The organism is Rhizobium sp. P2_G2 (assembly GCF_056403555.1).
In genome coordinates this window covers 67,530-74,256 of record NZ_JBFUFF010000030.1, presented here as the reverse complement: position 1 = coordinate 74,256, position 6,727 = coordinate 67,530, and the positions used below count along the sequence as shown (strand labels likewise).

At 60.6% G+C, this 6,727-nt stretch carries 8 protein-coding genes; 6 read left to right on the top strand and 2 right to left on the bottom strand.

Translation table 11 applies throughout. From position 1 onward, the window contains the following. The first annotated feature begins 206 nt into the window (after positions 1 to 206). The 6 genes from AC1D06_RS21120 (at position 207) to AC1D06_RS21095 (ending at position 4,731) form a co-directional block, all read left to right on the top strand. Positions 207 to 533, top strand: a complete 327-nt coding sequence (locus AC1D06_RS21120; RefSeq protein WP_477987785.1) for a hypothetical protein — start codon at positions 207 to 209, stop codon at positions 531 to 533. Between the two features lie 329 nt (positions 534 to 862). Further along, positions 863 to 1,900, top strand: a complete 1,038-nt coding sequence (locus AC1D06_RS21115; protein WP_477987783.1) for a cysteine synthase A — start codon at positions 863 to 865, stop codon at positions 1,898 to 1,900. Between the two features lie 15 nt (positions 1,901 to 1,915). Continuing rightward, positions 1,916 to 2,647: an alanyl-tRNA editing protein gene (locus AC1D06_RS21110; protein WP_477879509.1), complete on the top strand. Its 732-nt coding sequence runs from the start codon at positions 1,916 to 1,918 to the stop codon at positions 2,645 to 2,647. A gap of 30 nt (positions 2,648 to 2,677) precedes the next feature. Then, the gene (sseA, locus tag AC1D06_RS21105; protein WP_477987781.1) at positions 2,678 to 3,526 is read left to right on the top strand and encodes a 3-mercaptopyruvate sulfurtransferase; all 849 of its coding nucleotides are present in this window, start codon (positions 2,678 to 2,680) and stop codon (positions 3,524 to 3,526) included. 2 nt (positions 3,527 to 3,528) lie between these two features. After that, positions 3,529 to 4,095 (top strand): GNAT family N-acetyltransferase, encoded by a 567-nt coding sequence (locus AC1D06_RS21100; protein ID WP_477987779.1) that lies wholly within the window; start codon positions 3,529 to 3,531, stop codon positions 4,093 to 4,095. A 162-nt stretch (positions 4,096 to 4,257) separates the two neighbouring features. Then, complete coding sequence (locus AC1D06_RS21095) at positions 4,258 to 4,731, top strand: DUF1203 domain-containing protein (protein WP_477987777.1); 474 nt, start codon at positions 4,258 to 4,260, stop codon at positions 4,729 to 4,731. A 14-nt stretch (positions 4,732 to 4,745) separates the two neighbouring features. Here the strand turns inward: AC1D06_RS21095 and AC1D06_RS21090 are convergent, their stop codons facing one another. Together AC1D06_RS21090 and ald are read right to left on the bottom strand one after the other, a co-directional pair. Further along, positions 4,746 to 5,081: an endonuclease domain-containing protein gene (locus tag AC1D06_RS21090; RefSeq protein ID WP_477987775.1), complete on the bottom strand. Its 336-nt coding sequence runs from the start codon at positions 5,079 to 5,081 to the stop codon at positions 4,746 to 4,748. Positions 5,082 to 5,474: 393 nt separating this feature from the next. Further along, positions 5,475 to 6,590 carry an alanine dehydrogenase gene (gene ald, locus AC1D06_RS21085; RefSeq protein WP_477987774.1) on the bottom strand — a complete coding sequence of 372 codons (1,116 nt, stop codon included), beginning with the start codon at positions 6,588 to 6,590 and terminating at the stop codon, positions 5,475 to 5,477. Between the last annotated feature and the right edge of the window lie 137 nt (positions 6,591 to 6,727).

Genomic DNA, 6,727 nt, shown 5'->3' with positions numbered 1-6,727 from the left:
GGGTGAGCATGAGCGAACCCTTGGTCGAAGCTGGTGAGGGGTAAATCTGCCCCGCCTCACGCAATCACCCCGCTTGTTCTCTTCTGCCGATTGGCTAGAAGTGCCGGACCAATGCAAGGCGATGATCACAGATACCGGACACCATGAAAAATCTCAGGCTTTCCGATGTGCTACCTTACGCAAAATTGTACCCGGCGGAGAAGGTGATGCGTTTCATCCAGACGGAACAACACTCGCTCGTTCCTTTGATACCCGACGCTATCATCGACGCACTGTTGCAAGACAACGACCTGAAGTCAGACCTCTACTGGTATCTCGAAATCAGCGGAGAGGTCGACGTTAACGACTTCGATTGCGTTCACCTCGCCTATGCCAGCAGCGACAAGCTCAACAAGATCATCGTCAAGCAGCACAATGTGTATTCGATTACAGTCGATCCGGCCAATGGCGAAGGGAACGTGATCGGCTATTGCCCCTGGTGCGGAATAAGATTGAACACGTCGCTGATGGGACCTGATCACGATCTGCTATGATACCTTTCGGCGCCTGCAAACCCATCTTCCTGTGAAGTGCGCAAGACAGGCATGCCGATAGCCGGCAACCAGAAATCCTATGTCTGCATCCATGTCTTCGAGGATACGAAGACCGGGTGAGCTTAAGCGAACCCTTGGTCGAAGTTGGTGGAGTAATTCTCGCCCGCCTCATTCACCTGCAAACCGCCTCATCATCGTCTCCCCCACCCCTCGCTGGAATTATCTTCTTCGCCAAACCCATCCCCCGGCATGAATTTCCTTGCCTTTACCGGCTTGCCGATGAGAAACACGGAGCTTACTTTCAAGACCGGAAACATAGGCGAGAATCCATGTCAGCGCATGCAAATGTCCTCGAAGCCATTGGCAACACCCCGCTCATCAAGCTGAAGGGCGCGTCGGAGGCGACCGGCTGCACCATCCTCGGCAAAGCGGAATTCCTCAATCCGGGCCAGTCGGTCAAGGATCGTGCCGCGCTCTATATCATCCGTGATGCGGAGCGCCGCGGCCTGCTGAAACCCGGCGGCGTGATCGTCGAGGGCRCAGCTGGCAATACCGGCATTGGCCTGGCTATGGTCGCCTGCTCACTCGGCTATCGCACCGTCATCGTTATTCCTGAGACGCAGAGCCAAGAGAAGAAGGACGCTCTGAAGCTGCTCGGCGCCGAACTGGTCGAAGTCCCGGCCGTCGCCTACAAGAATCCCAACAATTACGTGAAGCTGTCTGGCCGGCTCGCCGCCGAGCTCGCCCGGACCGAGCCGAACGGCGCCATCTGGGCCAACCAGTTCGACAATGTCGCCAACCGCCAGGCGCATATCGAGACCACGGCACCGGAGATCTGGAAGGATACTGGCGGCAAGGTCGACGGCTTCATCTGCGCCGTCGGCTCCGGCGGCACGCTGGCCGGCGTGGCGGAGGGCCTGCGTAGCTTCAATCCGGGGATCAAGATCGGCCTTGCCGATCCCAAGGGCGCGGCACTCTATGAATTCTATGCGCATGGCGAGCTGAAATCGGCAGGCAATTCGATCACCGAGGGTATCGGCCAGGGCCGGATCACCGCCAATCTCGAAGGTTTCAAGCCTGACTACCAGTACCAGATTCCCGATGCCGAGGCGCTGCCGCTGATCTTCGATCTGGTCGAGAAAGAGGGGCTGTGCCTCGGCGGCTCGACCGGCATCAACATTGCCGGCGCGATCCGGCTTGCAAAAGACTTAGGACCGGGCCATACGATCGTGACCGTGCTCTGCGACTATGGCAATCGCTATCAGTCAAAACTGTTCAACCCGGAATTCCTCGCCGCCAAGGGGTTGCCGATCCCCGAATGGATGGCGCGCAAATCGACGATCAAGCCGCCCTACGAGGCCGCTTAACCCGCGAGACCATGCATGTCGACCCTGCCCCTCTTTCGTGACGATTTCTATCTGGCGACGGCGGAGGGGACGGTCACGACAGTCCGCGACAACGGCGCGATCGAACTCGACCAGACCTGCTTTTACGCCATGTCGGGCGGCCAGCCCGGCGACAGCGGCTTCCTCGAACGCGCCGATGGCTCACGTATCGAACTTGGCGCCACCGTCAATGGCGAGGACAAGAGCGTCATCCTGCACATGCCGCTCGAAGGCCAGCCCTCGCCCTCCGTCGGCGAGACGCTGGTGCTGCATGTCGACTGGCCGCGCCGCTACAAGCTGATGCGCATGCACACGGCCTGCCACATCCTTTCCGTCGTCTGCTCCTATCCGATCACCGGCGCGGCCGTCGGCGAAGATGACAGCCGTGTCGATTTCGACATGTCCGAGACGATCGACAAGGACGAGGTGACGGCGAAGATGATGGAGATCGTTCGCGCCAACCATCCGATCTACACGCAATGGATCACCGATGCCGAGCTTGCCGCCAATCCCGGCATCGTCAAATCCAAGAATGTCCGTCCGCCGATGGGGCTCGGCCGCGTCAGCCTGATCTGCATCGGCGAGAATGCCTCGATCGACAGCCAGCCCTGCGGCGGCACGCATGTGTCGGAAACGCAGGAAGTCGGCGATATCCACATCGCCAAGATCGAGAAAAAGGGTAAGGAAAATCGGCGCTTCCGTATAAAGTTCGGCAAGCCCGAAGCCTGACCCAATTATTGGCATGACCGGAGACTGAACATGGCCGAGGACAAGAGCCCCTTCGTGGTATCCGCAGACTGGGTGGAGAAGAATCTCGGCGCGCCGAATTTCCGCGTCGTCGACGCCGCCTGGTATCTGCCGGCGCAGCAGCGCAATGGCGCGGAGGAATATGCGGCCGGCCATATCCCCGGCGCCGTGTTCTTCGACCAGGATGGGATCGCCGATCATACGAGCAGCCTGCCGCACACTGTTCCGACGCCGGACATGTTCGCCGCCGAAGTCGGCAAGATCGGTATTGCCGACACCGATACGATCGTCGTCCATGACGGTCCGGGCATTGCCACCGCACCGCGCGTCTGGTGGCTCTTTCGGCTGATGGGCGCGAAACAGGTCTATGTCATGGATGGCGGTCTCGACGGCTGGAACAAGGAAGGACGGCCGCTCGAAACCGACCTGCCGGAACCGACGCCGGCGACGTTCCATGTGCATGTCGATACGTCGAAGGTCACGTCGCTCGAGGCGATGAAGGACATCGTGGCGCGCGGCACGCGCCAGATCGTCGATGCCCGCAGCGCTGGCCGTTTTGCCGGCACCGATCCCGAGCCGCGCGCCGGCCTGCGCTCCGGTCATATGCCGGGCGCGAAAAGCCTGCCGGCAACGAGCTTTTCCGCCAACGGAACGTTCAAATCCCTGCCGGAACTCCGGCAGATGATCACGGAGGCCGGCGTCGATCTCTCGAAGCCGGTGGTCACCAGCTGTGGTTCAGGGGTGACGGCGGCGGTGATCACACTGGCGCTCACCTCCCTCGGCCATACCGACAATACGCTCTATGACGGCTCGTGGTCGGAATGGGGCGGACGCAACGACACTGCCGTCGTCAAGGATTGACGATGGCGACTCTTTCGAAAAAGCCACGTGCGCTCAAAGCCCATATCACCCGGCTGGAAATGACCGCGCCGCCGACGAGGAGCCTGCCGCTGCCCGTCAACCTCACCACCGCACTGATGCGGGTGCAGGATATTCCCCTGCCCTTCTACCGTTTCCTCTATACCGAGGTCGGACGGCGCTGGCATTGGGTCGATCGGCTGCGCATGAGCGACGAGGAGCTGACGCGCGTCTTGCGCGACCGCCGTAATCACGTCACAGTGCTCTATGTCAACGGCGCACCGGCCGGCTTTTACGAGCTTTTCCACGCAACCGAAGAGGTCGTGGAACTCAGCCATTTCGGGCTGATCGAACATGCGCTCGGCATGGGGGTCGGTAAATGGCTGCTTTTGCAGGCGCTCTATGCGGCCTGGGCTTTCGAGCCGAAGCAGGTGACGGTGAGCACCAACAATCTCGACCATCCGCGGGCTCTGCAGCTCTATCAGATGTTCGGCTTTAATCCGGTGTCAACGTCGGATGCGCTGGTCAGGCCGCTCAGCGACGAGGAGATTCTCAAGATTTACGGTGGTTGACAGTCGTTGGGCTGCTGAAGCCACGCACCTGAGGGCAGGCCCGGTGATGATCAAGGGCATGTGCGCTGAGCGCTGGTGCAAAACAGTCACCTGGCAGGTTTCGGGTGGCAGCCGCCGCCATATGATCGGATAGTCGGGCAAATCCAATCGAGGAGATTTGCCATGACCGACATCCTGTTTCATGCCATGCCGACCGACGACGCCGAAGCCATCTGGACCGGCGGCAAGGACGCCTACGGCTTTTCGGCCGAGAAAATGATTTCGGATGGCCCCTGCCATCCCTGCCGGCATTGCCTCGCCAATGTGGATGAAGGCGAAGAGCTCTATGTCTTCGCCTATCGACCCTTCCCGGAACTGCAGCCCTATGCCGAGACTGGCCCAATCTTTCTTCACGCGCAGCCCTGCCGGCGCTATCAAGCCGAGGAAGTGCAACCAGCCGTGCTGCAGACGAGCAAGGATTTCATCCTGCGCGGCTATGGCGACAACAACCGCATCGTCTACGGCACCGGTGCCGTCATCCTCAAAGAAGACATAGCCAAATATGCCGAGGGGCTGCTGAGGCGCGACGACATCGCCTATGTGCATGTCCGCTCGGCGCGCAACAATTGTTATCAGTGCCGAATCGATCGGGCGTGAATCACTCGCCGGTGTTAACAAATCCGCCGGATGACGAAGTCGAGCGCGATTTCGACCTCATCGTTCCAGAACCGCAGCACCTTGAAGCCCTCCTGCTGCAGAACGGCGTCGCGCCGAACATCACGCTCACTCCCCGCATGTTGGCCGCCATCGACTTCGATGACAAGCTTGGCTTCGAAGCAGACGAAGTCGACAATAAAACCTTCTAACGGGACCTGCCGGCGGAATTTATGTTTTTCAATCTGGCGGTTCTTGAGCTGCTGCCACAGCACCTCCTCAGCCTTGGTCGAGTCGAAGCGCATCTTGCGGGCAAACGTCCGATGTGCTTCCGGCGGCTTGGCGTGAGGCATGGCGTGTCAGGAACGGCTGAATGTCACTACATTCCAGTCTTCACGTCCTTGCGACAGATGCAAGGGTTGGATGGGATGCAACGGTGCTCCCGCGCGTTTTCCTCGCCCCTTGCGGGAGAGGATACGAAGACCGGGTGAGCTTAAGCGAACCCTTGGTCGAAGTTGGTGAGGGGTAAATCTCACCCGCCTCATTCACCCCTCACCTGCAAAATCAAGACGTTAGACAATGCGAGCGCCTGTCGCATGCTTGGAAACGTTCAGGGCGCATTGTCTAACATCATGATTTTGCTTCCTCTCCCGCAAGGGGCGAGGAAAAACACGCGGACCGACGCCTGAATCACAAGAGCCGGCCCGACGGATCGGACCGGCCCGTTGTGCTCAAAATTGTCAGGCTCAGGCTGCGAGTGCGGCTTCCGGAGCATACATTTCGTAGCCGAGCGCCTCGGCGACGGGCGCGTTGGTGATTTTGCCCTTGTGGACATTGAGGCCATTGCGCAGGTGCTTGTCGGCGAGGATCGCCTGGATGCCCTTGTCGGCCAGAGCCAGGCCGTGCTGGATCGTCGCATTGTTGAGCGCATGCGCGGACGTCACCGGAACAGCGCCCGGCATGTTGGCGACGCAATAGTGGATGATGCCGTCGACTTCATAGGTCGGTTCGGAATGGGTGGTGGCATGCGAGGTTTCGAAGCAGCCGCCCTGGTCGATGGCGACGTCGACGATGACGGCACCCTTCTTCATGCCGCCCAGCATCTTGCGCGTGACCAGCTTCGGCGCGGCGGCGCCGGGGATCAGCACGGCGCCGATGACCACATCAGCCGAGAAGACTTCGTTTTCAAGCGCGTCGATCGACGAGAAGCGGGTGTGGATGCGACCCTGGAAGATATCGTCGAGCTGGCGCAGACGCGGCAGCGAACGGTCGAGAATGGTGACGTCGGCGCCGAGGCCGACGGCCATGCGGGCCGCATGCAGGCCAACCACGCCGCCGCCGATGACGACGACCTTGCCCGGCAGCACGCCGGGCACGCCGCCGAGCAGCACGCCACGGCCGCCGTAAGCCTTCTGTAGCGCCACGGCGCCCGCCTGGATCGACAGGCGGCCTGCGACTTCCGACATCGGTGCGAGCAGCGGCAGACCGCCGCGGTCGTCGGTGACGGTCTCATAGGCAACGCCGGTGACGCCGGAGGCGAGCAGGCCCTTGGTCTGTTCCGCATCCGGAGCCAGGTGCAGGTAAGTATAGAGAATCTGGCCTTCGCGGAGTTGCACCCATTCGGACGGCTGCGGCTCCTTGACCTTGACGATCATGTCGGCGCTCTGGAAGACTTCCGCAGCCGTACCGGCAATCTTGGCGCCGGCGGCGACATAATCCGCATCGGCGGCACCGATGCCGGCGCCGGCATTGGTCTCGACCAGCACGGAATGGCCATGCGCGACATATTCGCGGACGGAGGCCGGCGTCAGGCCGACGCGGTATTCATGGTTCTTGATTTCCTTCGGGCAGCCGACGCGCATGGTATTCCCCTGTTTTGATCGGTTTGACGGGCGGTTGTTGATGCCCGTGATTAGAGCGCAAAAGCCGTGAAATGTCCTTGCAAAGCGGATTTGCCATCGGGGCAATTTTCGAATAATCTTTCGTTCAAACGAGTATT

Excerpts from the sequence above, each read along its gene's own strand:
- sseA (WP_477987781.1), top strand. The coding sequence starts at position 2,678 with ATGGCCGAGGACAAGAGCCCCTTCGTGGTATCCGCAGACTGGGTGGAG.
- AC1D06_RS21120 (WP_477987785.1), top strand. The coding sequence starts at position 207 with ATGCGTTTCATCCAGACGGAACAACACTCGCTCGTTCCTTTGATACCC.
- AC1D06_RS21100 (WP_477987779.1), top strand. The coding sequence starts at position 3,529 with ATGGCGACTCTTTCGAAAAAGCCACGTGCGCTCAAAGCCCATATCACC.
- AC1D06_RS21090 (WP_477987775.1), bottom strand. The coding sequence starts at position 5,081 with ATGCCTCACGCCAAGCCGCCGGAAGCACATCGGACGTTTGCCCGCAAG.
- ald (WP_477987774.1), bottom strand. The coding sequence starts at position 6,590 with ATGCGCGTCGGCTGCCCGAAGGAAATCAAGAACCATGAATACCGCGTC.
- AC1D06_RS21110 (WP_477879509.1), top strand. The coding sequence starts at position 1,916 with ATGTCGACCCTGCCCCTCTTTCGTGACGATTTCTATCTGGCGACGGCG.
- AC1D06_RS21095 (WP_477987777.1), top strand. The coding sequence starts at position 4,258 with ATGACCGACATCCTGTTTCATGCCATGCCGACCGACGACGCCGAAGCC.